This is a genomic window from Flavobacterium collinsii (genome assembly GCF_946903285.1).
Lineage (GTDB): Bacteria > Bacteroidota > Bacteroidia > Flavobacteriales > Flavobacteriaceae > Flavobacterium > Flavobacterium collinsii.
On record NZ_OX336425.1, the window covers coordinates 4,993,156 to 5,019,187 of the forward strand.

The following is a 26,032-nucleotide window of genomic DNA, read 5'->3' on the forward strand; positions in this document are numbered from 1 at the left end:
AAATGAACCAATTTCGAACCAGACAAGTTTTTAAAAACCTGTCCGGTTAAATTTAGAACAAACAATAAAATGTCAACCCAAAACAAACAATTTACCCTACACGAAGACTGGACTGTCGTAGTCCTTGGATTTATAATCATCGGAATTTCTCTTTTTATTTTTCTGCCTGAGATTCCTGTTTTCAAATGGTCAACCGAAACCGATTTATTAGTAAACGTGTTTAATTCCGGAAACCTAAAAATCATTGGCTTACAATTTTTATACCTGATTGCGATTGGAACACTTGGTGCTTTTTTAATTGGAAAATCGGTCAAAAACTTTCTACTGGGTTTTCCAATAGTATATTCTTTAACAATTTTAGCTTTAATTATCTCCGGAAACACAATCCTAAAAGGACTAAACCTGGAAGCGGTGATTTTTAGTTTAATCATAGGTCTCTGTCTGGGTAATTTTTTCATCCTTCCAAGGTGGTTTCGTTCCTCTCTTTCAACAGAGGTATTTGTCAAAATTGGCTTGGTATTACTAGGAACCACTGTTATTTTCTCAGACATTCTAAAAGCCGGTTCATTAGGGCTTATTCAGGCTTTAGTGGTTGTACTGTCGGTTTGGTACTTTGCCTTCTGGCTGTGCAAAAAATTAAAAGTTGATGATGAATTAACCCTGATGATTTCCAGCGCGGTTTCGATTTGCGGAGTTTCCGCGGCAATTGCGACTTCGGGTGCCATCAAAGGTGATTCAAAAAAACTATCTTACGTGATTTCTATTGTTTTGGTCACTGCAATACCCATGATGATTTTCATGCCTATAATTGCTAAACATTTCAACTTTCCTGAAGAAGTAACCGGAGCCTGGCTTGGCGGCAGTATTGATACTTCGGGAGCCGTTGTCGCTTCAGGCTCCTTGGTAGGCGAAACCGCTTTAAAAATTAGTACAATTGTCAAATTCTCTCAAAATGTACTCTTAGGATTAGCTGCTTTTGCCATATCCGTTTACTGGACTTACACTCAGAACAAATCGGAAGAAGCTGTTACCACAAAACCAACCTTAGCTGTTATATGGGAGCGTTTTCCAAAATTCGTTATCGGTTTTATTGCCGCTTCACTCCTATTTTCATTTCTTTTAACTGCCGAGGTCAGAGACGAAGTAAAAGACAGCTTAAAAAACCTGCAAGGCATTTGGTTTGCCCTGGCTTTTACCAGTATCGGACTGGAAACCAAATTTAAAGATTTACTGGGCAATACCAGCCGAAAACCTCTATATGCCTTTTTAATAGCACAATTATTCAATATCATTGTCACGCTGATCATTGCTTTTTTACTTTTTAAAGAATAACAATCTGAATCATTTTTCGAACACTTTAAAACGTAACTTATTGTACCTAAAACACCTTTCATTAAAAATAAATCGCAGAGTTGTTCTAAAAAACCATAATTTACTCTACTTTTTTAAAGCTCTGTTTATATGTCTTAAACCAATTCAACAAAAGATAAAACCAACCTCAGCAACTCACAACATGAATTAAAATGAAAAAAACACTTCTTACACTAAACGTACTGCTTTCGACCGTGCTTTTAGTTTCCGCACAAAATAAAACTACGGCCGATTCTTCAAAACCAAATATCATTTTGATTATGGTGGATGATATGGGATATTCTGATTTAGGAAATTACGGCTCCGAAATTAAAACACCAAATCTCGACAAACTGGCTAGCGAAGGTTTGCGTCTGCGCGAATTTTACAACAACTCCATCTGCGCACCTACCAGAGCCTCGTTGCTAACAGGGCAATATCAGCATAAGGCCGGAATGGGATTTTTTGATATTAATCTGGGACTTCCCGCCTATCAGGGTTATTTGAACAAAGAGTCTTTAACATTGGGCGAGGTTTTCCGTTCCGGAGGTTACAGCACTATGCTTTCGGGAAAATGGCATGTAGGCTCTCTAGATCAGTCGCAATGGCCCAATCAGAGAGGCTTTGATAAGTTTTACGGAATCTTAAAAGGGGCTTCCAATTATTTTGACGCCAAACCTTTGCCTTTCGGAAAAACACCTTATCCGGTAAAATTGCTTCTAAATAATGAAGAGCTTCACCCAAAAGACGATTCGTATTATTTTACAGACGAGATCGGAAACAATGCCGTGTCTTTTCTGGATGAACAAAACAAAGAAAATAAACCTTTCTTCCTGTACTTAGCCTTCACGGCACCACACTGGCCATTGCAGGCAAAACCAGTAGACATTGCCAAATACAAAGGAAAGTTTGACGAAGGCTGGGATGTTCTTAGAGAAAAAAGAATTGAAAGATTAAAAGCAAACGGTATTTTACCCGCCAATCAAACCGTATCGTCAAGAGATCCTGAAGTTCCCGAATGGAGCAAACTGACTTATGATGAAAAACAATTCTGGAAAGCCAAAATGGAGGTCTACGCCGCAATGGTTGACAACATGGATCAAAATGTGGGTAAAGTTCTAAACAAACTAAAAGCATTAAAAAAAGATAAAAACACCCTCATTATTTTTATTTCAGACAATGGTGCACAGGGTGGCTTTAACACTTACAATCCTTTAGGAAGAGGCTTAGTCCGAAACGACGGTCCAATTGGAACCTCGGGTTCCTTTGATTATCAGGAGCAAAACTGGGCCTATTTGTCTAATACGCCTTTGCAGCAATACAAAAACAATATGCATGAAGGCGGTTTCAGTTCTCCGTTTATTGCCTGGTTTCCTTCGAAAATAAAAAGCGGACGAATAGATAAAGGAACTGGACATATTATTGACCTCGCTCCTACTTTTTATGAATTGGCCGGAATTGAATATCCAAAAGAATACAATAGTGTAAAATCTAATCCGTTAGCAGGAAAAAGTCTGCTGCCGGTATTATTCGATAATGCTTCGGAAGTCGACAGAGGAGCCCCACTGTTTTGGGAAAGAGCCGGAAACAGAGCCGTACGCGATGGAAAATGGAAGCTGGTTTCGACTTACCCGTCATACGAATGGGAACTTTATAATATTGAAACTGACCGTGGCGAAACAACCAATGTAGCGCAACAAAACCCCGCTGTTGTCAACAAACTGTCTGCTTCTTACTTTGATTGGGCTGATCAGACAGGAGTTGTAGAATACAGTAAATTCAAACTAAAACAGGAAGTTATGCCTGGTGGCGCTGCCTTAAAAAAGTAATTGAAGCTTCTTTTTACATTTTATAAAGCATTTAAAAAGACAGAAAAATAAGTAAAAAAACAACTCTTACTTCTTTTTCTGTCTTTTTTTATATTCGAAAACAACCAAAAACAAACAACTGTAAATCAACATTTTAAAACAACAACTATCCTATACTTTACCTGTTTTCTTGCACTCATCTGAATAAATTTTAAAAAACTTTTGGATTTTATTATTTTAAATTTAACTTTGTCTATAGAATTAGTAGAGATTAAAATTTAAAGAACTACATTTTGAGAACAACTGCAAGTACATCGAATTATATCCTTCCAAAAAAATATACCTATAACACTTTTTGTTATATGTGCTTCTGCCATTAATTCTTCCATTATTTTGTTTTGAATCGATTTCATTCCTAAAATCGAAATTCATCCCCAAGTACAAACAGATCCTCTCTTTGGTAACGAGCACGAAACCGAATCACTATATCAAGCAAAAATATCATTCGCTTAAAAGCAGGTTCAGCCTTGACAAACCTTATAATTCAACAATTTAGATATTATTATACTGTAAATTAAACGGTTTTTATTTCGGGGGTTTTTAGTTTTAAACTAAATTTACTAGTACGATAAAATTGTTTTTTTACGAATTAAAGTTCTTAAAATACTACAGCAAAAAATAAATTAACCATTAAACCATTAAGCCATGGCTGAAACAAAACAACAACAAACAGCATTAGGAGATGTTGCAGCAAGACAATTAGCAATTGCAACACGTACCGTTCCTCAAATTGGAACAATTACACCACGTTGGTTAACGCATCTTTTGCATTGGACACCAGTAGAATCGGGTGTATTCCGTTTGAATAAAGTAAAAGACGGAAGCCATATCGAAGTAGATTGTTCAGCAAGAGACGAAAGGGTTTTACCCAATACTTTTGTCGATTATATCGATAATCCAAGAGAATATAATCTGGCTGCAGTTCAAACGATTGTTGAAGTACATACAAGAGTTTCAGATTTGTACAGTAAACCATACAATCAGATTTCTGAACAACTTAGATTGGCGATCGAAACCATTAAAGAGCGTCAGGAAAGCGAATTAATCAACAATAAAGATTATGGTTTGCTCAGCAATGTTGCGCCTTCGCAAATTATTAAAACCAGAACCGGTGCACCGACTCCGGATGATTTAGACGAACTATTAACAAAAGTGTGGAAAGAACCGGGATTCTTTTTACTACATCCCTTGGCAATTGCAGCTTTTGGCCGTGAATGTACACGTCGTGGTGTTCCTCCTCCTACTACCTCTTTGTTTGGATCTCAATTTTTAACGTGGAGAGGAATTCCGCTTATTCCATCCGACAAATTGCCTATCAAAGACGGAAAATCAAAAATCATTTTATTGCGTACAGGCGAAAGCCGTCAGGGTGTTATTGGATTAATTCAGCCAGGATTACAAGGCGAACAATCACCGGGATTATCAGTTCGTTTTATGGGAATAAATGAAAAAGCAATTGCATCCTATCTGGTATCGCTATATTGCTCACTGGCTGTATTGGTAGACGATGCCATTGCCGTTCTTGAAGATGTAGAAATTGGAAAGTACCATGAGTATAAATACTAACAACAACGGTTTACCCAACATTGAGGATTTGCAGCTTTTGGCTAACGAATTGTTCAGTACGTTACCTAACGAATTTCCCAAAGAGATTTCGTTAAGTCCTGATCGTAATGAACATCCCCGTGCCACAAAAGTTGCAGAAACCTTCCTTAATTCGGGGAACTTCAGTGGCCACAACCCGGCAGCCCTGCCCTTGCAGGATGCGCCAGCTTCACCTACTTCTTTACCAGCATTTAGCGGATTTGGAGCAGCGCCAACTGTTGCTAATTATGGCTCAGGAGCTTCGGCTTTATATCCAAATGCCGGAGCCGGATTTGATCCTCAAAGTGAAACTAATCCTTTAGGAATTTCACACGGAAATAATGTAAATGTCAACAATCCTCAAACCGGGTTTTATGACGAAAATTTTGGGAATAGCGGAGCCGCTCAGCTAAATGAAGAAAGTATTTTTTCAAAATTGCTTTTAAATAATGAATACCTGCCTTTTCAAAACCAAGGTTCTTCGTTTGAAACAGAACTAAAAGCAGCATTGGCTTTTGTGGATACACAATTTATAAAACGTACCAATCTTCCGTTAAACGGAAATGAGATATCAAATTCGTACTACTTTTTAGAGCAAAATCCGTTTGCTTTTGATCAGAGAAATTCGAATTTAATCGTTGGTAATACTTTTGAAAAACAAGATTTTGGTCGTATTTCCGGTTCCCATTTTGATGCTAACCGCATCAAAAAAGATTTTCCTATTCTAAGAGAAACCGTAAACGGAAAACCTTTGGTTTGGTTTGATAATGCTGCCACAACACAAAAACCTCAATCGGTTATTGATCGTATTGCCTATTTCTACGAACATGAAAATTCGAATATCCATCGTGCTGCTCACGAATTGGCTGCACGCGCATCGGATGCTTATGAAGCTGCCCGCGAAAAAGTAAAAACGTTCCTGAATGCCGGCTCCGTAAACGAAATTGTATTTGTTCGTGGTGCTACTGAAGGTATTAATCTTGTGGCACAGAGTTGGGGGGATTATAACTTAGTTGCCGGTGACGAAATCATTGTCAGTAATTTAGAACATCATGCGAATATTGTTCCGTGGAAACGTCTGGCAGATAAAAAAGGATTAAAACTTCGTGTAATTCCGGTTGACGATGACGGACAAATTTTACTGGATGAATATGCAAAATTGCTGAATTCAAAAACACGTCTGGTTGCTTTTACTCAGGTATCAAATGCATTGGGAACTGTAACACCGGCCAAAAAGATTGTTGAAATGGCTCATACTGTTGGAGCAAAAGTTCTAATTGATGGTGCACAATCGGTTTCACATATGAAGGTTGATGTTCAGGATTTAAATCCGGACTGGCTGGTTTTCTCCGGACACAAACTTTTTGGACCTACAGGAATTGGCGCTTTATACGGAAAGGAAGATTTACTGAATGAAATGCATCCTTACCAATCTGGTGGAAACATGATTCAGGATGTCACTTTTGAGGAAATAAAATACCACAAAGCCCCTAATCGTTTTGAAGCCGGAACAGGAAATATTGCCGACGCAATTGGTCTTGGGGCTGCAATAGATTATGTAACAAAACTAGGAATAGATGCGATAGGTCAGTACGAACATCAGTTGTTAAACTATGCTACAAAATTGCTAAAAGAAATTCCGGGTGTCCGATTGATAGGTACAGCAGCAAATAAAGCAAGTGTTCTTTCATTTAATTTACAAGGCTACACAAACGATCAAGTGGGACAAGCTTTAAATAAAGAAGGTGTTGCAGTACGAACCGGACATCATTGTGCGCAGCCTATTTTGCGAAGAATGGGAGTCGAAACTACTGTTCGTCCGTCTCTTGCTTTTTACAATACCACCCAGGATGTCGATACTTTTATCAAAACCTTATGGGAACTTAAAAAAGTTAGATTTTAAAAAATAATACAGGGCAATGTCTTCTTAGGCATCTCTAAAAAAATAGTTACTTTTTTTGATATTTTGAGTAATTATAACCAAAAGCGATTGTTTTCGGACAATCGCTTTTTTATGTTAATAAAAAAAAGCTTATTAAAAAATAACCACACAAAACCAATAATATTTGAAATCAAATCCTATTTTTTGTTAAATCACATTATTTAATTTAAATAAAAAAGAAATTGATTACATTATAAATAATAAAACTCACTCTTTTTGTGAGAAAGCCCTAGATTCGGGCTAAAATGTTATAAATAACACAAAAATAACTATTTAAGTGATTTTTATTGTTAAACAAAAGCAAATCGTTAACAAAAAATTAAGATATTTGAAAGAACTAATCCTAACATATTGAAAAATGAAAATCAACTTTAAGCTATTTTTAGGGCTATTGATTGCATTATTTATGCAAACAGTCAATGCACAAGAAGGATCTATTACAGGGACAGTTACTGACTCAAAAAAAATTCCGCTTCCGGGAGTTAACATTCTTGTAAAAGGAACAAAAATCAGTACTCAAACTGATTTTGACGGAAATTTTAAAATAACAGCAAAAAAAGGAGACATCCTAACCGTAAGTTATGTCAGTTTCTCAACTGTACATGTTCCTGCCTCCAATTTAATGACCGTTCAACTGGTCGAAACTCAAAATGAACTCGAAGCCGTTTTGGTCGTTGGTTACGGAACACAGACTAAGAAGAATTTAACGGACAATATTGCCCGCGTTACGGCTAAAGATATCCAGCAAATACCTGTTTCAAACGTTCAAAATGCATTGGTGGGTAAACTTGCCGGTGTACAAATCACTCAGACAAATGGTAAAGTTGAAGGTGGTATTAATGTTAGGGTTCGTGGTGCTGCCAGTATTAGTGCCGGAACACAGCCACTATACGTTTTAGATGGAATCCCCTTGATTACAGACAACGAATCCAGCAACGGAGCGCCAACAAATCCATTATTAACTTTGAGCCCTAACGAAATTGAGTCTATTGACGTCTTAAAAGATGCTTCTTCTGCAGCGATTTATGGTGCACGTGGAGCTAATGGAGTGGTAATCATCACTACCAAAAAAGGGAAAGACGGAAAAGGAACTTTCACCCTTAATTTCTCACAGGGTGTTAGCGAAGCCACTCACAAAAGAAAATGGTTAAACTCAAAACAATACGTAGAACTATTGCGCGAAGCCGGAAAAAATGTTGACGATTTAGCCTCGGTAGAAGAAGAACTAGATCGTCTGGCTCAGGGAACTAACTGGAGAAACGGTGAAGTCGATACGGACTGGCAGGATATCGCCTTTCAAACGGGATATACAACTGATGCTGATTTTTCGGTTTCCGGCGGAGACGACAAAACCAGATACTTCTTTTCAGGAGCTTACAATAATACAACCGGAATTATCGACAGCAACAGTCTGGAGAGAATAACAGGAAGATCAAACATATCTCATAAAGTATCCGATCGATTTACAGTTGGGATGAACCTTGGTTTTTCAAGAGCCATCATCAACAGAGTTCAGGATGATAACTCTTTTACGTCCCCTTTACAATCCGTAGCGCAGTCTCCTGTATCACAAGCAAGACTGGCAGACGGAACGGCAAACCCAAATACAGAATATGCTAACTATTTATTAGCTAAAGACAATACTTTCTGGAAAACGAACATGCGTAGACTTACCGGAAAAGTTTTTGGCGAACTTAAAATAGTAAAAGGTCTGAAATTCAATTCTGATTTCTCTTACGATTATTTAACTCAGACAGAAGACTACTGGCAAGGAAAAAATGCTCCGTTTATGGCAACAGACGGTGAGGTATTTGCTACCTCAGTAAATACTGAAAATTATGTTTTTAGTAACTACTTTACTTACGACAAAACATTTGCAGAAAAACACGTTCTAAATGTTGTTGCGGGTATGGAACTTAACAAATACAACCGCAGGTATCAGGACGTAACCAGTATCTATTTCCCAAATGACGGTTTTCAGACGATCGACGGCGGAGCGGAAGTTAATGCCGGAGCCGGAAACGAAACCGACTATGCCTTTGTATCTCAATTTGGAAGGTTAAATTACGCCTTTGACGGCAAATACCTTTTCAAAGCCAGTATTCGTCGTGACGGTTCTTCCCGTTTTGGAAAAAACGAACGCTTTGGTGTTTTCCCTGCACTTTCTGCCGGTTGGGTAATCTCTCAGGAAAATTTCCTAAAAGAGAATCCGGTTTTAACCTATTTGAAAATAAAAGGAAGCTGGGGTAAATTAGGAAATGCCGAAATTGGAAATTTCGCCTCTCGCCAATTGTACCGCCCAAATCCCTATAATTTAAAATCCGGATTAACATTCTTTCAACCTGGAAATAATAACCTAACCTGGGAAAAATCAACTCAAATCGATTTTGGTGCCGAACTGGGCTTTTTAGATAAAATTACTTTTGAAGCCGACTACTATCAAAAAGATACAGACGGACTACTCTTTGATGCTCCGCTTCCAAAAAGCGCAGGTGCCGGCCCTGATGGAACTATCAGTAAAAATATTGGTAAAATCAGAAGCAGTGGTTTCGAATTTACGTTAAATACTAAAAATATCACAACCGAAAATTTTACCTGGACTACAAGTTTCAACCTAACTACAAATGAATCTAAAGTAAAAACGCTTCCTAATAACAATGCAGATGTAATTAACAGTTACACCATTAATAGAGTTGGCGAAAACATTTCATCTTTCTATCTGGTAGAATACGCAGGAGTTGACCCGGCAAACGGAGATGCTCTTTTTGTAAAAAACACAAAAAATGCCGATGGAACTATTGACAAAAGTACCACTAATGACTATAGTCAAGCACAAAGAACCATTCTTGGGAATCCATTTCCAACCTTAATGTCAGGGCTTACCAATACGATCCTGTACAAAGGAGTTGATTTTTCATTTACTTTCCAGGGAGAATGGGGAGCCAGCATTTATAACACTGCGGGAATTTATCAGTCTACAGCAGCCGATTATTTTGACAACCAGACTCTCGATCAGTTAGACCGTTGGCAAAAACCGGGAGACATTACCAATGTACCTCAGGCAAGATTTGGAGGGTCAAACGGTACCCAAAATTCAAGCCGTTACCTTGGCAAATCAGATTTCATACGTTTAAGAAACCTGACTTTAGGATATTCATTACCTAAAAAGACAGTAAGCGATATGGGAATGAGCAATTTAAGAGTATACATGACAGCTGTAAATTTATTGACTTTTACCAATTATAAAGGTTCTGATCCTGAGTCACGAAGAGATGACATCTCGAGAGCGAATCCTAATGTTGGAGAGGAATTCTATTCGGCTCCACCAGCCAGAACTATCGCTATGGGAGTAAATATCAATTTTTAAATCGATCAAAATGAAATCAAACACTATACTATTATTTATGCTTTTTGCAGTCTTTTTTACAAGCTGTCAAGATGAATTAAACATAGAACCAAGACAAAGAGAAGATGCTTCTATTACCTTAAATACAGAAGAAGGAGTTACCAATGTACTCACCGGAACCTATGCTCTTGCCGCATACGGAAATGCTTATGGAGGAAGGATCTTAGTTTATGCCGATTTACTGGGAGCAACAGGTGTTACCGCTACTACTGATTTTAGGTTTAGAGGAACTTTTGGAGAATTAAGACAGATGTATATCAAAAAAATGCTTGCTGATAACGTAATCATTACAGGAACTTACTCGAGATGTTACGAAATCATAAACGCAGCCAATACTGTTATTGATAATATCGACAAAGTAAAAGACCCGACCAAACAAACCCGAATGATCGGTGAAGCTAATTTTTTAAGATCACTTGCTTATTTTGATTTAGTGCGCTTTTTTGCAAAACCATACGTTAGCGGTCAGGCCAATAATCAATTAGGAATTGTACTAAGAGACAAAGCCATTTATGATTTCAACGCCGATTTATCAAAAGAAAGAAGTACCGTCGCTGAAGTATACAAAGTAATCATTGACGGATTAAATCTCGCTTACACTAATCTTCCTAAAGACAATAGTTTTTATGCTGATAAATATGCTGCAAAAGCCTTATTAGCAAGAGTATATCTGCAACAGGGTAATTACGCTTTGGCAAGAGACGCTGCCAATGATGTCATCAAAAACAGTGGACACTCTTTGTCTACAAAATATGCAGATGCCTTTAATCATGATACCGATCAGGCCGAGGATGTTTTTGCTATCCAGATTACAAAACAAACCGGAACAAATGATGCCATTACTTTTTATGCTGCAGAAGATAAAGGAGGACGCGGAGGTGATATTTCGATCAGAGATCCTTATCTGGAAAAATTTACCGATCCTAACGATGATCGTGCAAATTTCAATTATGTAAATCCTGCAAATGACAGATTACTGACTTTAAAATTTACTAATCAATTTGCCAATGTAGGGGTTATTCGTCTGGCTGAAATGTACCTCATCAGAGCCGAAGCAAACTTTCAGGCCGGGACAGCGGTGGGCAATACTCCGCTTGACGATATCAACATCATCCGAACAAGAGCCAATGCCGAAAATTTAACCGCAATAACGCTTGGCGATATTTTATTGGAGCGTCAACTGGAACTGGCAATGGAAGGCTTTTCCATTCACGATATCCGAAGAACAAAAGGCTCCATTGATGTAAGTGGCGATGGTGACGGATCTGAATTATTATCTTATGATGCAGATATACTGGTATTTCCTATTCCAATCTCGGAAATGGATGCCAACAAAAAAATCACCCAGAATCCGGGTTACAGCAAGTAATGTATAAATCAAAAAAAACATCCCGTTTAGCGGGATGTTTTTTTACATACTAAAATCAAAAAAAATCTAGTTTTTGAAGTCATTCAGTGATTTCTCGATAATTTCAAGACATTCCTGAATTTGAGTTTCTGTCATCACCAATGGCGGTGCCAGTCTAATTTTATTTCCGTGAGTTGGTTTTGCCAATAATCCATTATCTCTGAATTTCAGGCAAATTTCCCATGCCAGATCTGAATCTTCACCACAATTAATTACAATTGCATTTAACAAACCTTTACCGCGAACCAGTGTAATCAAATCATTACGCTCTGCGATTTCGTTTAATCCTTTTCTTAAAATCACTCCCAGACGTTCTGCATTTTCGGCAAGATTTTCTTCTTTTATCACTTCAAGAGCGGCAATTGCAACTGCAGCAGCAACAGGATTCCCACCAAAAGTAGATCCGTGTTGTCCTGGTTTAATCACATTCATAATTTCATCATTACACAATACTGCTGATACCGGATATACTCCGCCTGAGATTGCTTTACCTAAAATTAAAATATCAGGCTGCACATTTTCATGGTGTACGGCTAATAATTTTCCGGTACGCGCAATTCCGGTCTGAACCTCATCAGCAATAAACAAAACATTATGTTTCTCGCACAAGGCTTTAGCTTTCGCCAAATATCCTTCAGAAGGCACATATACTCCTGCTTCACCCTGAATTGGTTCTACTAAAAATCCTGCAATATTCTTTGATGATTCGAGTGCTTTTTCAAGAGCCTCCAGATTATCGTATTCAATTTTTATAAATCCATCTGTAAAAGGTCCGAAATTTTTACGCGCTCCTTCATCATTCGAAAATGAAATGATTGTAGTTGTTCTTCCATGAAAGTTATTTTCACAAACAATAACCTGAGCCTGGTTTTCAGAAATTCCTTTTACTTCATAAGCCCATTTTCTACATATTTTAAGAGCCGTTTCAACAGCTTCAGCGCCGGTATTCATTGGAAGAACTTTATCAAAACCAAAATATTTAGTTATAAATTCTTCGTAATTACCTAATCTGTCATTGTAAAAAGCACGGGAAGTCAAAGTAAGTTTTTGTGCCTGATCAACCATTGCTTTTACGATCTTAGGATGGCAGTGCCCCTGATTCACAGCTGAATAAGCAGATAAAAAATCAAAGTATTTTTTTCCGTCTACGTCCCAAACATATACCCCTTCTCCTCTTTCTAACACAACAGGAAGCGGGTGATAATTGTGAGCACCGTATTTATTTTCTTTTTCAATCAAAACCTCTGATTTTGACGATAGGCTATTTTCAGTATGAATCATGATCTTTTATTTTATTTTTTTGAAAGCACAAAAGTATTAAAAATTATTCATTATCGGGCTATAAACATTATTTTTTGACTTTATAAATCATTTTAAAAGTCAAATTCAATTATTTTTAGTTTTAAAAAAATCAATTTCACTTATTACAAGTCCGTTTTTTAAACTCTTTTAATTGAAAAAAATAATTACTTTTATAAATGTAAAAGTACTACCGATTATTTGGGGTACTATTTAAGTTTTAACACAATTTAAAAGAATGGATATATTAGACGAATTTGATATTAGTATCATTAAAGAATTAGAAAAAGACGGAAGAATGGCTTTTTCTGCTATTGCTGCTAATTTGAAAATATCAAATACTATGGTGCATCAGCGTATTAACAGAATGATCGAGCAAGGTGTAATTGGTGGCATCAAGCCTATTATCCAGGAAAAAAACATAGGTTACGATTGGGCTTCTTTCACAGGAATCACCCTAAATAAGGATTCCGACTCTGACCGAATTATTGAGGAATTAAAAGGAATTCCTGAAATTACCGAATGTTATTATGTAACAGGATCTTTTACACTTTATATCAAAATTATTGCAAAAAATCACGAACACATGCGCCGCATTCTGTATGAAAAAATCGACGGCATTCCTGGCATCGCCAAAACCGATTCGATTATTGAGTTAGGATGTGCTTTTAAGCGAAATATTTCTTTGTAGAAATTAGGTCATCGTAATTAACCAATTCTTCCTGATATGAAAAACCAATCTCTTTTTAGATTTCCTGCAAATAAATACAGTATGGTCCTGTTTCTTTTACTAGCTAATCTCTTGCAAGCGCAAACTCCAAAAGGAAAGTTATTTATCATTGGAGGCGGTGATCGGTCTGATGCCTTAATGAAGCAGGTTTTGAGTGTTTCCGATTTATCCAAAAAAGATTACATCGTCGTTCTGCCAATGTCGAGCGAAGAACCGGACAGCTCGTTTATTTTCTTCAAAACACAGATGGTAAAACTAACGCCTCACCCAATTGTGATGCTCAACTTCAACAAAGAAACAGCTCAAAATAAAAGATTAACAGATTCATTGCAAAAAGCAAAACTAATTTTTATCAGTGGCGGAGATCAAACACGCTTTATGCATATAGTTCAAAATACTCCGATCAAAACAGCAATTCAAAAAGCGTATGAAAATGGAAGTACAATTTCCGGAACAAGCGCCGGTGCTGCAGTAATGTCAGAGAAAATGATCACCGGAAATCAGAAGCTTCAAAAAGAATATTCCGGAACCTTTGACAACATCCGTTACGACAATCTTGAAACCGCTGAAGGCTTAGGATTACTTAAAACTGCTATTGTCGACCAACACTTTTTAAAAAGAAATCGTTACAATCGATTGCTTTCTGCATTAGTCGAATTCCCTGCCTTAACCGGAATAGGAATTGACGAAAGTACCGCCATCATCGTTCGAAACAATCAAATTGAAATAGCGGGCGAAAGCGAAGTGATCGTAGTTAGAAACCCGAAAGGAATCCTTAAATCTAAAAACAACAATCTCATTTCGATTGAAAATCTACAAATGAGTATTTATACCGCCGGACAAAAATTTAATATCAAATAAGCATGCTTAAAATTCCAAAATTAGCCTCTATAATTTTCTGTATCAGTTTTCAGCTTTCGGCACAAAAAATCAATTCCAAAGAAGTTATCCGTCTTCAAAATCTAGCCCAGCAAGTCACTATCATCAGAGACAACTGGGGTATTCCTCATGTTTATGGAAAAACAGATGCCGATGCGGTTTTCGGATTACTCTATGCCCAATGCGAAGATGATTTTAAACGAATTGAAATGAACTACATTGAAAAGCTGGGCAGGCTTTCAGAAATAAAAGGACAATCCGTTTTATACAATGACTTAGAGATTAAACTTTTAATAGATACCGAAGAAGCAAAAGCCGATTATAAAAAAGCTCCTTTGTGGCTCAAAAAATTGCTAAACAGTTATGCCGATGCCATCAACTTTTATTTGTACAAACATCCTGAAGTAAAACCGGCACTACTAACCCATTTTGAGCCCTGGTTCCCTCTACTCTGGACAGATGGAAGTATCGGAGCCATAAGTACCGCCGATCTTACCATTGGGGAATTAAAAGCTTTTTATTCCGGTAATACCGACAAAGTAGCTTATGTAGAAAGAGAAAAAAACGTTCAGACAGGTTCTAACGGTTTTGCTTTTGCACCATCAAAAACAGCTGACGGTAACGCTATATTATACATAAACCCACATACTACCTTTTACTTCAGACCCGAAGTACAGGTAACAAGCGATGAGGGACTAAACGTTTACGGAGCGGTAACCTGGGGACAGTTTTTCGTCTATCAGGGTTTTAACGACCATTGTGGATGGATGCACACCTCATCCAATGTAGATGTTGCCGACATGTACGCCGAAAAGATTATCGATAAAAAGGGCAAATTATTTTATGAATTCGATAAAAACCTAATCCCCGTTATTGAAAAAGAAATCACGATAAACTATACTGAGAACGGGAAATTAATTGCAAAAAAATTCAAAACTTACTTTACCAATAACGGTCCGATCATGGCAAAACGCGATGGGAAATGGATCTCCTTAAAATCAAATAATCGTTCGATGACCAGTTTAATCCAAAGTTGGGTCAGAACCAAATCGACCAGTTTTGAAGATTACAAAAAAGCAATGGATTTAAAAGCCAATACCTCCAACAATACCGTTTATGCAGACGATAAAGGAAACATTGCTTACTGGCACGGAAATTTTATTCCAATCAGAGACAAAAACCTCAATTGGTCCAAAGTAATTGACGGTTCGGTTTCAGCTACACAATGGAAAGGCCTGCACGAAGTAAACGAAACCGTTCATTTATACAATCCCGTAAATGGCTGGCTGCAAAACTGCAACTCAACTCCTTATTCTGTTGCCGGAGAAAACAGTCCGAAAAAACAAAACTACTTGCCATATATGGCGCCAGATGGAGAAAATTTTAGAGGAATAAATGCTGTTAGAATTTTCAGCAAAGGCAATCAATACACTTTAGACAAAGTAATTGCAGACGGATACGATACCAAATTGTCAATTTTCGAAATCTTAATTCCGTCTTTAATTACCATTTTCGAAAACAACAACAACTCTAAGAATCCTGAATATGCAGAATTGAACGAAGCGATTTCAATATTAAAAAACTGGGATTATTATGCAAAAGAAAATTCGGTAGCAACCGCATTAGCTGTTGAATGGGCTTATAAACTAGATCCAGTAATACTAAAAGCTTATGTCGATGAAGGAGAATTGGATCAGGTAGAAAATACCAAAAAATTTGCTAAAAATGCAACCGCCAATCAAATGCTTCCACAATTGCAGGCCGTTTTAAAAGAACTGAACTCAAAATGGGGAACCTGGAAAGTGACCTGGGGAGATATAAACCGATTTCAGCGTTCCAGTGGTGACATCGATTTAAAATATGACGATGCACAGCCAAGTTTACCTATTGCCTTTGGTCCGGGCTCATGGGGAAGCTTACCTTCCTTTAAAAGCAGCTATCAAAAAGATTCTAAAAAACGATATGGTTACAATGGCAACAGTTTTGTCTGTGCTGTAGAATTTGGCCCAAAAATAAAAGCAAAATCACTATTGGCAGGAGGTAATAGCGGAGATCCTAAATCCAGACACTTTAACGACCAAAGCGAAATGTACCAGAAAGGAAGCTTCAAAGAAGTCTTATTTTACAAGGAAGATGTCATCAAAAATGCAGAGAAAACCTATCATCCCGGTGAATGATTTTCATTGTAAGAAAACAACAGGCGAAAACCTCGGAAGAAATATATCCCGAGGTTTTTTTGTAACATAATATTTCTGATATTTGTTAAAAATTGTACCCTTATGAAAAATTCGGCCCTTCTCCTATTTGCTACCATACTGTTTTCTAACGGTATAAATGCGCAACTAAAAGCTGTAAAATATAACGATGGTTCTCAGGCCTTAAATGGATTATTTGCAAAATCTCTTAAAAAAAGCACTCAAAATCCGGGTATTTTGCTTATTCCGGCCTGGCTTGGAATTGATAAAGCTTCTAAAGATATTGCAGAAAACTTAGCGAAACTAGGCTATAATGTTTTCATTGCCGATATCTATGGTGAAGGAAATTATCCGGCCAATACTGCCGAAGCAGGAAAACAGGCAGGATATTACAAAAAGAATTACGAATTATACCAAAAACGCATCAATGCAGCATTACAGGAATTAGTTAAATCCGGAGCTAATGCCGATAATATTGTAGCCATAGGATACTGTTTTGGCGGAACGGGGGTTCTTGAAGCTGCCCGAGGACATTTGAACCTAAAAGGAGTTGTTTCATTCCACGGAAGTTTAGCCAGAGATGCTGCCCGAAAGATCGAACCAATTACCTCTAAAGTACTGATTTGTCATGGAGCCGACGATCCTTATGAATCAAAAGAAGAAATCACTGCTTTTCAGCAGGAAATGCGCGATTCAAAAGCCGACTGGCAAATGATTTATTATGCGAATGCCGTACACTCTTTCACAAATCCGGAAGCAGGAAATGACAATTCAAAGGGTGCGGCCTATAATGCTATTGCAGCAAAAAGATCTTTTGAGCATTTACAGCTTTTCCTAAATGAAGTATTAAAAAAATAAACAACAGCATAGAGATTTAAGCAGATTAAAATTAATTTGTGCTACGTAAAATTCGTATCGTAAAAAACAACATAAACCCATTTAAATCCGTGACATCCACGGGCAAAAAGCAACAACCAAAATCAAACCAAAGTAATTTATACCCAATGTCACACAGTCCGATTAGAAAAGACAAAACCTGCCTAAACTGCAGACACGTTGTTGAACAAAAATTCTGTCCCAATTGCGGACAGGAAAACACTGATTCCCGAAAAACATTTCATCATTTGTTTATTCACTTTTTTGAAGATCTGACACATTACGAAAATGCTTTTTGGCGTACGATCAAAAATCTTTTGTTTAAACCCTCTGCTTTAACTAAAGAATATCTTTCGGGAAAACGCCTATCCTATCTGGCGCCTGTTCGTTTATACATCTTTATTAGTTTTGTTACTTTTTTAATGATTGCTTTATTTCCTGGTCATTCAGAGGAAACTCCAGCTGATTTTAATCTAGAAGTAAGCAACAAGAAAGAAGCTCCAAAAAACATTTTCACAGGAAATCTTAACGATTTAAAACCCGGAGATGGTTTTGATAAATTTACCCACGAAGTAGATTCCGTTCAAAAATATGCCCCCGAAGATAAAAAATTAGACTCGTTTAGCTACTGGGTAGTTCAAAAAGTAAAATACGTAAAGGAGCACAATACCAAAAAAGAACTAATTAACAAATTCACAGAATCATTTGTACACAACATTCCTAAAGTTCTGTTTATCATAATGCCACTATTTGCTTTCTTTTTATGGCTTTTTCACAACAAAAAAAGATGGTATTATTTTGATCATGGGATATTCACTTTACACTATTTTTCGTTTTTGCTTCTGGTAACGTTCATCTTGTTTGTAATTCGCAGACTTGTTGGATTATTTGGAGAAGATAGTCCTATAGCTGTGATTTCAGATATAACCGACTTCCTTGGAGGTCTCTGGATGTTTTATTATTTTTTTCCGGCGCATCACCGTTTTTATGGCGAGACAAGATGGATTTCCTTTTTTAAAAGCATTGCATTACTGTTTATAAATTTTACTTTCATCCTAATCTTATTAATCTTTTACGTTTTCTATACCTTTATCAATTTACATTAAACAACACATGAAAAAAATTATAATCCTGTTATTAATTGGTACTGCATTTTCTTGTAAAAACACACAGTCAGTTACCTCAAAAGACAATTCAGATCCGTCTAAATACATTGAATTTATTTCAGAAAAAGATCTAAAAACAATGCTTTATGTGGTCGCTTCAGATGAAATGGAAGGCCGTGAAACCGGATCCAAAGGACAAAAGAAAGCAGGTCTTTACATGATCGAACAATACAAAAAAAGTGGAATTTCGTTTCCTAAAGGAGCAACGGATTATTATCAGCACATTCCTGCATCTTTCTTAAATGCCAGACGTAACGAAAATTTACCTGATTCAGAGAACATCTGGGCTTACATTGAAGGTTCTGAAAAACCTGATGAAGTTTTGGTAATTTCAGCACATTACGATCACGTTGGAATAAAAAAGGGCGAAATTTATAATGGTGCCGATGATGACGGTTCGGGAACAGTTGCTGTCATAGAAATGGCAAAAGCATTTGCAAAAGCCAAAAAAGACGGACACGGACCAAAACGTTCTATCCTGTTCCTACACGTAACAGGTGAAGAACATGGCTTGCATGGTTCGCGCTATTATTCAGAAAATCCATTATTTCCAATTGCCAATACCATTACCGATATCAACATTGATATGATTGGCCGTCGTGATGTTGATCATGCAAAAACAAACAACTATGTGTACGTAATTGGGGCCGACAGACTCTCAACCGACTTACACAATATTGTGGTAGCTCAGAACGAAAAATACACCAAAATAGACCTTGATTTTAAATTTAATGACCCTAAAGATCCAAATCATTTTTATGAGCGTTCTGATCATTATAATTTTGCAAAATACGGAATTCCGGCAGTTTTCTTCTTTAATGGAGTTCACGAAGACTATCACGGAAAAGGAGATGAGCCTCAAAAAATCGAATACGACGCTTTGACCAAAAGAACAAAATTAGCTTTCGCGATCGCTTGGGACTTAGCCAATAGAGAGAATAGACCGGTAGTCGATAAACCGATTAAATAAGGCACTGAGGTACTAAGATGCTAAGATTCTGAGATTTTTTTAGGTGCTTAGAAACTAAGTTATCACTTTATTTTATAAATAGGAGGCTGTCTTTTTAGACAGCCTCACTTATTTCTCCTATTACTTAAAGATTATTCTTGCATCATAGAGCAACTTTTAAATAAGCCATCCCAATGATTTCTTATTTAAGCGGGTACTCCTGACTTTAATTTCTGAACAATTTCCAAACATCTATTCTCAAAAATAGATTGCTCAACCGGCACAACAACCGATTGGAATAGTTTCATCAAATCATCAGAATGTGAGGCACGTTTTGTGCTCTGAATATTGTAATGAAAAAACTTAATCCATAAAATGGCTTTTAATTCTGTTTCATTTTCATTCCACATTTTCATTTCAACCAGCAGAAAATTATCGCTATACTGAACCAATTGCGAATCAATCAGTACCGTTTCCATTGTAAAAGCGGGACGCATATAACTAATTTGATTAGTTGCCACTACCCAGCTAATCCCTGTTTCCCTAAGATATTTAAAGATATCCAAATTGTAATGCTCAGCAATCTGATCCTCCCTGGTATTAATAAAATACTCCAGGTACTTTGCGTTGTTTAAATGATTAAAAGGATCACAATCCTGAAATCTGATTTTCTTTTTTGTTTTCAATACTTTTTCCATTCTTTGAATTTATTATACCAAATACCAATCGGTATCTGATGAGTTAAAAAATTTTATTTCCTTATTTTAACAATTATTGTACTGTCTATAAAGTCCATTGCTGTAGTTATGTAACTCTCATCATTATGTGTAAAAGCCAAAAGCGAGCTGCCTTCAATTAAAGACAACATTATTTTCGCGTATTTTAAAGGATCCGTAGTTCGCAGAATCTCCTCTTTATCAATGCCTTCACTGATAATATTCGTCAGCCCGACAATAAACTTTTGAGATAAATTCTGAGCAGTCTGAAACAATAATGGATTGATAAATTTTGTATCAACTCCTACCCGCAGCATAGGGCATCCCCCTCTGTCCTTGACTAAATCATAATAGCTTCTCTGATAATTTGTTATAGCATAGAGTTTCTCCAAACTTCCGCTCTTAGTTGCTACAAGTTTGAATAAAGGTGTTATTGCCAAGTCGACATTTAACCGAAACGACTGCAGTGCTAAATCTTCCTTATTTGTAAAATTGCAATAAATAGCTCCTTTCGTAAGGCCAGTTGCATTGGTTATATCTGTCAGACTGGTACCGATGTATCCCTGTTTGTTAAAAATTGGAGCCACTTTATCCAATATAAATTCAGAAGTATTCATAATTTTTCGTTTTCATTAGATATTTTCAAAACAAATATAACCAAAATACCGATCGGTATGTAAAAGGATTGGATTATTTTTATTGGAGATTCTGAGTTATCTAAAAGTCGAGCGATTAATTAACTGAGAAATTAAAATAATTAAGGTCCTGAGTTTCAAAGTGCATTCCACACTTTAAAACTCAGAACCTTTTATCTTAGAGCTATATATCTTACTATCTCAGAACCTCAGTATCTTAGCACCTTCTTTCTAGTCATTCATAGAAATCAAAAACTCTTCATTGTTTCTGGTTTTCTTGAAACGGTCGTTTACGAAATCCATAGATTCTACAGGATTCATATCAGACAAATATTTACGCATAATCCACATTCTTTGTAATGTTTTCTCATCCAGTAATAAATCATCACGACGAGTACTTGACGAAGTAAGATCAATAGCAGGGAAAATACGTTTGTTGGCAATTTTACGATCCAATTGAAGTTCCATGTTACCGGTACCTTTAAATTCTTCAAAGATCACCTCATCCATTTTAGAACCTGTTTCGGTCAATGCTGTTGCGATGATACTTAACGAACCTCCGTTTTCTACATTTCTTGCAGCTCCAAAGAAACGTTTTGGTTTTTGCAATGCATTGGCATCAACACCTCCACTTAAAACTTTACCTGAAGCAGGTTGAACTGTATTATAAGCTCTTGCCAAACGGGTAATAGAATCCAGTAAAATAACCACATCGTGTCCGCATTCTACCAAACGTTTTGCTTTTTCAAGAACGATATTAGCAATCTTCACGTGTTCTTGTGGTTCTCTGTCAAAAGTAGAAGCAATAACTTCTCCTCTTACACTGCGTTGCATATCGGTAACCTCTTCAGGACGTTCATCAATCAAAAGAACAATAAGATATACTTCAGGATGGTTGGCTGCGATTGCGTTTGCAATGTCTTTTAGTAACATTGTCTTTCCCGTTTTAGGCTGAGCGACAATCATACCACGCTGTCCTTTTCCTATTGGAGAAAATAAGTCGATAATACGGGTTGAAACTGAACTGCCTTTTTCGGCTAATTTGAATTTTTCAGAAGGAAAAACCGGGGTAAGATGTTCAAAAGAAACTCTGTCGCGAACAACTTGCGGATCGTGACCATTAATTTTAAGTACACGAACAAGGGGGAAAAACTTCTCTCCTTCTTTTGGAGGACGAACTACTCCTTTTACAGTATCTCCGGTCTTAAGACCAAATAATCTGATTTGTGATGTTGATAAATAAATATCATCGGGAGAAGCTAAATAATTATAATCTGATGAACGTAAAAAACCATAACCGTCCGGCATCATTTCAAGAACACCTTCACTTTCGATAATTCCATCAAACTCAAAGTCTGAATCTCTGAAATTATTCTTTTTATTTTTATGATTTGGATTTTGATTCCCGTTATTTCCATTCCCATTTTGATTAGAATTTGGATTCTGATTTGGATTCTGATTTGGGTTTTGGTTAGGATTCGGATTTTTATTTTGGTTCGGATTGACCTTTTTAGTTTGAACCGGTGCTTCTGTTTTTTCAGTCGTCGAAACTTCTGCTACAGCTTCACCTTCCGGAATTGCCTCTTTTGTAGCTTCTTTTTCTTTTTGCAAAGCGACCTTTTTCTCGTAAGCCGACTTATTAAATTTTACGATTTTTGGTCCTTTTTTCTCTACTGTTGTATTCTCTGTATTCCCTGTATTTTCAGTATTTTCCTGAACTTCCGGAGCTGCTTCGGCAATTTTAACTTCTGCTGTTTCTTTCGCTACTGCATTTCCTTTTATCTTAGGATTTGTTTTAGGATTTGCTTTAATAGCCGGAGTTTTAGTTACTGCAACCGGTGCTGCGGTTTTTTCAGGAGTTTCCTCTACTTTATCAAATTCCAGAACTGGTGCATTCTTACTGATAGGTGTTTTTTTGGCTGGAACAATTCTTGCTCTTTTCGGTTTATCATCAACTATTTCCGCTTCTGCCACAGGATTAACCGGCGGCGCTACAGTCGCTTCTTGATGTGCCAAAATCTGACTGATTAAAGTCTCTTTTTTAACACCATTAAACTTTATAGTTTTAGCTAACTTAGCTATTTCTTGAAGCTCAGAAAGCTTCATTTCTTTTAATGCAGAAATATCAAACATGAATGTTCTATGAATTTAATTATTTTAACGGAAATACTGTAAAAAGAATAGGTAGATATTTTTTTTTCGATTGACCGCAGTATGAAGTGCTTACGGTATTATGATGCAATAATACGAATAAAATTTAATCATACAATAGTATTTTAAAAAAAGAAAATATATTTTTGTAAAACAATTTTAGACCATGATACAACGAATTCAAACCGTATATTTAATTCTTACCTTTTTAATCACAGGCGTATTACTGTTTTTTATTCCGCTTTGGACCTTAAATAATGGTAAGGCATTTTACTTTATGCAGGATCAATATTACACTATCCTGTTAGGATTAAGTACCATGCTTACTATTATTAGTATCATTTCATACAAAAAAAGACAAAATCAGTTTGTAATGGGCAGACTGAACATAATATTAAATTTAATTTTATTGGGATTATTTGTATATCGTTCTCTAAATTTATCTGGAGATACTACTACCATTGTATCAGAGAAAGGTATTGGGATGTTTCTACCTATTGTTGCTATCGTATTATTAGTTTTAGCTAATAAGGCCATCAAAAAGGATGAAGATCTTGTAAAATCTGTAGATCGTTTGAGGTAAACCTATAAACTTAAATTTTTTGTGCGAAGAGAACCCGAATTTTAAATTCGGGTTTTTTTGTGCCTTACATTTTCTACAATTTCAAACAGAACTGCCAAAACAACCTTAAAAATAAACTTTGTAAGATAATTTTTCTTTATTTTTGCGTTTCAGTCCCTAAACAATTATGAAACACAAAATACGAATACACCTTGCAGATGATCATCAGGTGCTTATTGACGGCCTTACGAATTTGCTACAGACAGTTGAAAATTTTGAAGTGGTGGGCAATTCACAGGATGGCACCACTGTTTATAATGATATCATTCAAAGTAATCCCGATATTTTGGTGCTGGACATCAGCATGCCCAAAAAAGATGGCATAGAAGTAGTTAAAGAACTTCAGCAAAAAGATTTTCAGTGCAAAATTATTATTCTATCCAGCTACGATGATTTAAAAATCATCAAAGAAGTAATGAAATTAGGTGCAAAAGGTTACCTGACAAAAAAATGTGCCGGAGAAAATATAATCGAAGCCATAGAAGCTGTTTATCAGGGACAGGAATATTTTTGCGATTCGGTAAGAGAAAAAATCTTCAATATTTTCTCTCATAACAATCCAAAACTCAATAAAAACATTCAAGTCGAAAACCCTATTTTAAGTGCCCGTGAAATCGAAATTATCACTTTAATTGCCTTAGAACACAGCGGAAAGGAAATCAGTGAGCAGCTTTTTATCAGTATAAACACTGTAGAGACACACCGGAAAAACATCATGAAAAAACTACAGCTAAAAAGCACCATTGGCCTCGTAAAATATGCACTCAAAAACAATCTGATCAATTCCTGACCCCCTTTAACAAGCACATTCAAATAATTCGCGTCAATATGTCTTTTTTCAGATTCTATATTTTTTTTGCTTTATTAACTTCTTTCAATGGCAGCTTTGCAGCTAATCAGCAAAAGTCGATTTCAGAAAAGAAAACTATTACTGTTGTCGAAAATTCCAAAAAAAACAATCCCTCCCAACCGAAAAACATCCGAGACAAACAAATAATCAGCTTATCTATCGTACTGGTAATACTATTGTTCTTTTTATTCTATTTTTTCTATGAAAACAATAAACTGAGGCGAAAAATAAAGCGGAAAGACATAAAGCAAAAGATATTACTAAATGTAATTAATGCCGGTATTGACAGCCAAGAGGTAGAACGTAAAAAAATCGCATCATTTTTGCACGACAATATCAACTCTTTATTATCTTCTGTGGGACTCCACATAAAAACTTTTACAACACAAAACGAAGTAAAATCAGATGAAATTCAGAAAGCAAAGGATATCTTACAGGAAGCACATGACCTTTTACGAGATATGTCGCACGATCTGGTTCCTACACTTCTTGTTCGTTTTGGACTAATTTACGCCTTAGAGGACTTATGTGAAAGAAACTCCAATTCGCATATTAATTTTGAATTTTCAAGTGCCATTCCGACTGAAAAAAGATACATCGAAAAATTTGAAATGAAGGTTTATTTTATTGTTACAGAGCTTTTCAACAACATTGTAAAACACAGTGATGCACAAAAGGCTAAAATTTCCTTATCCGAAAAAAACAATCAATTTGTAATTATAATTCACGATAACGGAAGAGGTTTTGAAACCGAAAAACTAAACAATGTTGAAGGCTTTGGTTTGAACAGAATCAGAGCCCGAATTAAGAAATACAAAGGAAACATCTCCATTACCTCAAAAACGAATGAAGGAACCTCTATCAAAATTCAGGTTCCATTACCTCTTTAATTCAATTTTACTTCTTCCCGATTTCAACAATTTCCAGATCTTTTATTTTGTCACCATCAATTACAAATCGCAACATCGTTCGAACCTGATGAAAACCACTTTTCCCCGCCGCTCCCGGATTCATATGCAATAGATTGTTTTTTTTATCAAACATAACCTTCAATATATGCGAATGGCCGCAGATAAACAATTTCGGAGGATCCAGTGTCATTTCTTCCCTTATATTGGGATTGTATTTGCCCGGATATCCTCCAATATGCGTGATCCAGACAGAAACATCTTCACATAAAAACCTATTGTGTAATGGAAATTCTAATCGCGCCTGAGCATCATCAATATTACCATAGACGCAACGTAACGGTTTTAACTTTTTAATTGTGTCTGTAACATTCAGATCTCCAATATCTCCGGCATGCCAAACCTCATCGGCCTGAGCAACGTATTTTAGAATGGTATCATCAATATGACTGTGAGTATCGGAAAGCAGGAGAATTTTTTTCATTATTTAGGCCCAAA

At 36.4% G+C, this 26,032-nt stretch carries 20 protein-coding genes; 15 read left to right on the forward strand and 5 right to left on the reverse strand.

Annotation, left to right across the window (positions count from 1 at the left end; translation table 11 throughout):
- The first annotated feature begins 69 nt into the window (after positions 1-69).
- From OGZ34_RS20035 to OGZ34_RS20060, 6 genes are all read left to right on the forward strand, one after another.
- Positions 70-1,332: a YeiH family protein gene (locus OGZ34_RS20035; RefSeq protein WP_263361483.1), complete on the forward strand. Its 1,263-nt coding sequence runs from the start codon at positions 70-72 to the stop codon at positions 1,330-1,332.
- 191 nt (positions 1,333-1,523) lie between these two features.
- A complete protein-coding gene (locus OGZ34_RS20040) occupies positions 1,524-3,179 on the forward strand; it encodes an arylsulfatase (RefSeq protein ID WP_263361484.1) in 1,656 nt (551 codons plus the stop codon).
- Positions 3,180-3,863: 684 nt separating this feature from the next.
- Positions 3,864-4,784 carry a family 2A encapsulin nanocompartment shell protein gene (locus OGZ34_RS20045; RefSeq protein ID WP_202703368.1) on the forward strand — a complete coding sequence of 307 codons (921 nt, stop codon included), beginning with the start codon at positions 3,864-3,866 and terminating at the stop codon, positions 4,782-4,784.
- Positions 4,768-6,705, forward strand: coding sequence for a family 2A encapsulin nanocompartment cargo protein cysteine desulfurase (locus OGZ34_RS20050; RefSeq protein WP_263361485.1), 1,938 nt, complete (start codon positions 4,768-4,770; stop codon positions 6,703-6,705). The genes OGZ34_RS20045 and OGZ34_RS20050 overlap by 17 nt, the downstream gene beginning before the upstream one ends.
- A gap of 397 nt (positions 6,706-7,102) precedes the next feature.
- Complete coding sequence (locus tag OGZ34_RS20055) at positions 7,103-10,111, forward strand: SusC/RagA family TonB-linked outer membrane protein (RefSeq protein ID WP_173965002.1); 3,009 nt, start codon at positions 7,103-7,105, stop codon at positions 10,109-10,111.
- 10 nt (positions 10,112-10,121) lie between these two features.
- A complete protein-coding gene (locus tag OGZ34_RS20060) occupies positions 10,122-11,519 on the forward strand; it encodes a RagB/SusD family nutrient uptake outer membrane protein (protein WP_263361486.1) in 1,398 nt (465 codons plus the stop codon).
- Between the two features lie 66 nt (positions 11,520-11,585).
- Here OGZ34_RS20060 and rocD read toward each other — a convergent pair whose 3' ends face one another.
- Positions 11,586-12,839 (reverse strand): ornithine--oxo-acid transaminase, encoded by a 1,254-nt coding sequence (gene rocD, locus OGZ34_RS20065; RefSeq protein ID WP_173965000.1) that lies wholly within the window; start codon positions 12,837-12,839, stop codon positions 11,586-11,588.
- Positions 12,840-13,095: 256 nt separating this feature from the next.
- On the opposite strand from rocD, the gene OGZ34_RS20070 reads away from it, so the two are divergent.
- The 6 genes from OGZ34_RS20070 to OGZ34_RS20095 all read left to right on the forward strand — a co-directional run bounded on the left by OGZ34_RS20070 (position 13,096) and on the right by OGZ34_RS20095 (position 19,673).
- Positions 13,096-13,548 carry an Lrp/AsnC family transcriptional regulator gene (locus tag OGZ34_RS20070; RefSeq protein WP_263361487.1) on the forward strand — a complete coding sequence of 151 codons (453 nt, stop codon included), beginning with the start codon at positions 13,096-13,098 and terminating at the stop codon, positions 13,546-13,548.
- Between the two features lie 36 nt (positions 13,549-13,584).
- On the forward strand, positions 13,585-14,448 hold the full coding sequence (locus OGZ34_RS20075) for a cyanophycinase (protein ID WP_263361488.1): 864 nt from the start codon (positions 13,585-13,587) through the stop codon (positions 14,446-14,448).
- A 2-nt stretch (positions 14,449-14,450) separates the two neighbouring features.
- On the forward strand, positions 14,451-16,643 hold the full coding sequence (locus OGZ34_RS20080; RefSeq protein WP_263361489.1) for a penicillin acylase family protein: 2,193 nt from the start codon (positions 14,451-14,453) through the stop codon (positions 16,641-16,643).
- 102 nt (positions 16,644-16,745) lie between these two features.
- Positions 16,746-17,519: a dienelactone hydrolase family protein gene (locus OGZ34_RS20085; RefSeq protein ID WP_263361490.1), complete on the forward strand. Its 774-nt coding sequence runs from the start codon at positions 16,746-16,748 to the stop codon at positions 17,517-17,519.
- Between the two features lie 146 nt (positions 17,520-17,665).
- Entirely contained in the window at positions 17,666-18,643 is a 978-nt protein-coding gene (locus OGZ34_RS20090; RefSeq protein ID WP_173964995.1) for a DUF3667 domain-containing protein, read from the forward strand.
- 7 nt (positions 18,644-18,650) lie between these two features.
- Positions 18,651-19,673, forward strand: coding sequence for a M28 family peptidase (locus tag OGZ34_RS20095; protein WP_173964994.1), 1,023 nt, complete (start codon positions 18,651-18,653; stop codon positions 19,671-19,673).
- A gap of 185 nt (positions 19,674-19,858) precedes the next feature.
- Here the strand turns inward: OGZ34_RS20095 and OGZ34_RS20100 are convergent, their stop codons facing one another.
- From OGZ34_RS20100 to rho, 3 genes are all read right to left on the reverse strand, one after another.
- Positions 19,859-20,350 (reverse strand): acyl-CoA thioesterase, encoded by a 492-nt coding sequence (locus OGZ34_RS20100; protein WP_263361491.1) that lies wholly within the window; start codon positions 20,348-20,350, stop codon positions 19,859-19,861.
- A 53-nt stretch (positions 20,351-20,403) separates the two neighbouring features.
- Positions 20,404-20,985, reverse strand: coding sequence for a TetR/AcrR family transcriptional regulator (locus OGZ34_RS20105; RefSeq protein WP_263361492.1), 582 nt, complete (start codon positions 20,983-20,985; stop codon positions 20,404-20,406).
- Between the two features lie 249 nt (positions 20,986-21,234).
- Positions 21,235-23,136 carry a transcription termination factor Rho gene (gene rho / locus OGZ34_RS20110; protein ID WP_263361493.1) on the reverse strand — a complete coding sequence of 634 codons (1,902 nt, stop codon included), beginning with the start codon at positions 23,134-23,136 and terminating at the stop codon, positions 21,235-21,237.
- A gap of 184 nt (positions 23,137-23,320) precedes the next feature.
- Here rho and OGZ34_RS20115 point away from each other — a divergent pair, with 184 nt between their 5' ends.
- From OGZ34_RS20115 to OGZ34_RS20125, 3 genes are all read left to right on the forward strand, one after another.
- Complete coding sequence (locus OGZ34_RS20115) at positions 23,321-23,737, forward strand: DUF4293 domain-containing protein (RefSeq protein ID WP_173964990.1); 417 nt, start codon at positions 23,321-23,323, stop codon at positions 23,735-23,737.
- Positions 23,738-23,903: 166 nt separating this feature from the next.
- The gene (locus tag OGZ34_RS20120; RefSeq protein ID WP_173964989.1) at positions 23,904-24,566 is read left to right on the forward strand and encodes a response regulator; all 663 of its coding nucleotides are present in this window, start codon (positions 23,904-23,906) and stop codon (positions 24,564-24,566) included.
- A 38-nt stretch (positions 24,567-24,604) separates the two neighbouring features.
- Complete coding sequence (locus OGZ34_RS20125; protein WP_263361494.1) at positions 24,605-25,516, forward strand: sensor histidine kinase; 912 nt, start codon at positions 24,605-24,607, stop codon at positions 25,514-25,516.
- 7 nt (positions 25,517-25,523) lie between these two features.
- On the opposite strand, the gene OGZ34_RS20130 is transcribed toward OGZ34_RS20125, so the two are convergent.
- Entirely contained in the window at positions 25,524-26,018 is a 495-nt protein-coding gene (locus OGZ34_RS20130; RefSeq protein ID WP_263361495.1) for a metallophosphoesterase family protein, read from the reverse strand.
- Positions 26,019-26,032: the final 14 nt, after the last annotated feature.

Coding starts and splice junctions, on each gene's coding strand:
- OGZ34_RS20060 (WP_263361486.1), top strand. CDS start 10,122: ATGAAATCAAACACTATACTATTATTTATGCTTTTTGCAGTCTTTTTT.
- OGZ34_RS20055 (WP_173965002.1), top strand. CDS start 7,103: ATGAAAATCAACTTTAAGCTATTTTTAGGGCTATTGATTGCATTATTT.
- OGZ34_RS20085 (WP_263361490.1), top strand. CDS start 16,746: ATGAAAAATTCGGCCCTTCTCCTATTTGCTACCATACTGTTTTCTAAC.
- OGZ34_RS20125 (WP_263361494.1), top strand. CDS start 24,605: ATGTCTTTTTTCAGATTCTATATTTTTTTTGCTTTATTAACTTCTTTC.
- OGZ34_RS20075 (WP_263361488.1), top strand. CDS start 13,585: ATGAAAAACCAATCTCTTTTTAGATTTCCTGCAAATAAATACAGTATG.
- OGZ34_RS20105 (WP_263361492.1), bottom strand. CDS start 20,985: ATGAATACTTCTGAATTTATATTGGATAAAGTGGCTCCAATTTTTAAC.
- OGZ34_RS20050 (WP_263361485.1), top strand. CDS start 4,768: ATGAGTATAAATACTAACAACAACGGTTTACCCAACATTGAGGATTTG.
- OGZ34_RS20035 (WP_263361483.1), top strand. CDS start 70: ATGTCAACCCAAAACAAACAATTTACCCTACACGAAGACTGGACTGTC.
- OGZ34_RS20095 (WP_173964994.1), top strand. CDS start 18,651: ATGAAAAAAATTATAATCCTGTTATTAATTGGTACTGCATTTTCTTGT.
- OGZ34_RS20090 (WP_173964995.1), top strand. CDS start 17,666: ATGTCACACAGTCCGATTAGAAAAGACAAAACCTGCCTAAACTGCAGA.
- OGZ34_RS20040 (WP_263361484.1), top strand. CDS start 1,524: ATGAAAAAAACACTTCTTACACTAAACGTACTGCTTTCGACCGTGCTT.
- OGZ34_RS20070 (WP_263361487.1), top strand. CDS start 13,096: ATGGATATATTAGACGAATTTGATATTAGTATCATTAAAGAATTAGAA.
- OGZ34_RS20100 (WP_263361491.1), bottom strand. CDS start 20,350: ATGGAAAAAGTATTGAAAACAAAAAAGAAAATCAGATTTCAGGATTGT.
- OGZ34_RS20120 (WP_173964989.1), top strand. CDS start 23,904: ATGAAACACAAAATACGAATACACCTTGCAGATGATCATCAGGTGCTT.
- rho (WP_263361493.1), bottom strand. CDS start 23,136: ATGTTTGATATTTCTGCATTAAAAGAAATGAAGCTTTCTGAGCTTCAA.
- OGZ34_RS20130 (WP_263361495.1), bottom strand. CDS start 26,018: ATGAAAAAAATTCTCCTGCTTTCCGATACTCACAGTCATATTGATGAT.
- rocD (WP_173965000.1), bottom strand. CDS start 12,839: ATGATTCATACTGAAAATAGCCTATCGTCAAAATCAGAGGTTTTGATT.
- OGZ34_RS20080 (WP_263361489.1), top strand. CDS start 14,451: ATGCTTAAAATTCCAAAATTAGCCTCTATAATTTTCTGTATCAGTTTT.
- OGZ34_RS20045 (WP_202703368.1), top strand. CDS start 3,864: ATGGCTGAAACAAAACAACAACAAACAGCATTAGGAGATGTTGCAGCA.
- OGZ34_RS20115 (WP_173964990.1), top strand. CDS start 23,321: ATGATACAACGAATTCAAACCGTATATTTAATTCTTACCTTTTTAATC.